General features: G+C 75.6%; 2 protein-coding genes. One reads left to right on the forward strand and one right to left on the reverse strand.

Annotated elements, in window-relative coordinates; all coding sequences use genetic code 11:
* A partial coding sequence (mycP, locus tag PSH25_RS29700; RefSeq protein WP_238662158.1) for a type VII secretion-associated serine protease mycosin occupies positions 1–1,093 on the reverse strand: 1,093 nt, incomplete at its 3' end.
* 152 nt (positions 1,094–1,245) lie between these two features.
* Between mycP and PSH25_RS29705 the strand changes: the two genes are divergently transcribed.
* Positions 1,246–1,793, forward strand: a 548-nt coding sequence (locus PSH25_RS29705) for an SseB family protein (RefSeq protein ID WP_238662159.1), incomplete at its 3' end; no start/stop codon positions are given.

Genomic DNA, 1,793 nt, shown 5'->3' on the forward strand with positions numbered 1-1,793 from the left:
GGCGGGCCTGGCGGGCGAGCTGCGCCGGGTCGGCCCGATCGTCGGCGAGCGCGGCGACCGGCCGCGCACCGGCCGCACGGCCGCCGCTGGTCTCGGTGACCGCCCGGTAGGGGTTCAGCACCCCGGCGCCGTACCCGCCGCCGTGGCCCACGCCCGGAGCTGGATCGGCGGTGGCGATGATCCGCTCCACCACCTGGGCGGCGGTCAGCTCCGGGCGGTATTCGCGCAGCAGCGCGGCGGTGGCGGCCACGAAGGGCGCCGCGTAACTGGTGCCTTCGACCCGATGGTGGCCGGCGCCGGGTGCGGCGGTCAGCACCTCGCTGCCCGGCGCCACCAGATCGACGTACGGGCCGGTCTGGGAGAAGGTCGCCCGCCCGCCGTCCGACCCGATCGCGCCCACGCCGAGCACCCCGTCGTAGCCGGCGGGGAACGGTCGCGGGTCCCCGCTGTCGTGCAGGTTGCCGGCGGCGGCCACCAGCACCACGTTCCGGTCGACCGCGTACCGCACGGCCGAACGCACCTCCGGGTCGTCCGCGTACAGCACCACCGACAGGTTCACCACGTCGGCGTCATGGTCGACGGCCCACCGGATGGCCCGGGCGAACTCGTCGGCGCTGACCGTCCGCCCCGACTCCCGGCCCTGCACCACCTGCTGCTCACTCACCCGCACCGGCAGGATTCGGGCACCCGGTGCCAGGCCACGGAAGGCGACGTCGGGGCGGGGTGCCGCGGCGATGATGCTCGCCACACCCGTGCCGTGCCCGGCGCAGTCCCGACCGCCGTCCCCGCCGGGGTCGAGCAGGTCGGCGCCGGCCAGCACCCGCCCAGCCAGCTGCGGATGCACCCGGTCGACCCCGGAGTCGACCACCGCGACGGTCACCCCGAGGCCGGTGGCCAGCGGCGCGAGCCGCGCCGGGTCGTACCTCTGCTGTGGCCAGGGCGTGGCCGCGACCGGCCGGGCGGGGGCGAGTGGGGTCGCGCAGGCCGGTGCCGCCCGGAGCCCGGCGGTGGCGGCGACGGTCGGAAGGGCCGGTACGGTCAACAGGCTGGCGGCCAGACCTGCGAGGACCGGGCGCGTGATCGATCGGGACATCGACACCCTCCGTATCGTGTCGGCTCCGGAACGGGATGTTATCGCCTCCTCCGCGCCCTGGCAGGCCGCCGCCGGCCAGCCATTGTGATCTTGGTACCACCTTGTAGGTTGTACGCGATACCTGTGGCCTGTTCTCGGAAGGGGAGGTGGCCGTGACCGCATGGGAGCCGGCCACGGAGGCCGAGGTGGCGATGCGCGACGCGCTGCGCGCCAACGACCAGGAGCTCTACTTCCGGCTCCTGTCCCGCACCGACGTGCTACTACCGGTCTCCGCGCCGGCGCAGCCCGGCCAGCCACCCGCCGGATGGGGCACCTGGACCACCGGCGGCCGGACCCACGTCCTGGCCTTCACCTCCGCCGCCGCGCTGCGGGCCTGCCTCGGCGACCACGCCGGCAGCAACCGACGCATCCCCTTCGCCGATCTCGCGGCCAGCTGGCCCAACCACGAGTGGTGGCTCGCCGTCAATCCGGGTCTGCCGGTCGAGGGTTACCTGCCGGCCTGGTTTGTGTCGCAGCTGTCCCGAGGCGACGTGCGACTGCCCGGCCGTGCCATGGGTGCCCGCGCTCGCCTGGAGCGGGCCGAGACGTTGGCCCGCACCCGGCCCGGCATGCCGGCGCGGGACTCCGCGCCAGCCGCCGGATCGCCTCCGGCGACGGGGGTGGCCTCGTCCGGGCCCGAGTCGGGCCCGGCTGCTCCGAT

Origin of the sequence: Micromonospora foliorum, assembly GCF_022229015.1 — a bacterium.
In the GTDB taxonomy this organism is placed as follows: domain Bacteria; phylum Actinomycetota; class Actinomycetes; order Mycobacteriales; family Micromonosporaceae; genus Micromonospora; species Micromonospora foliorum.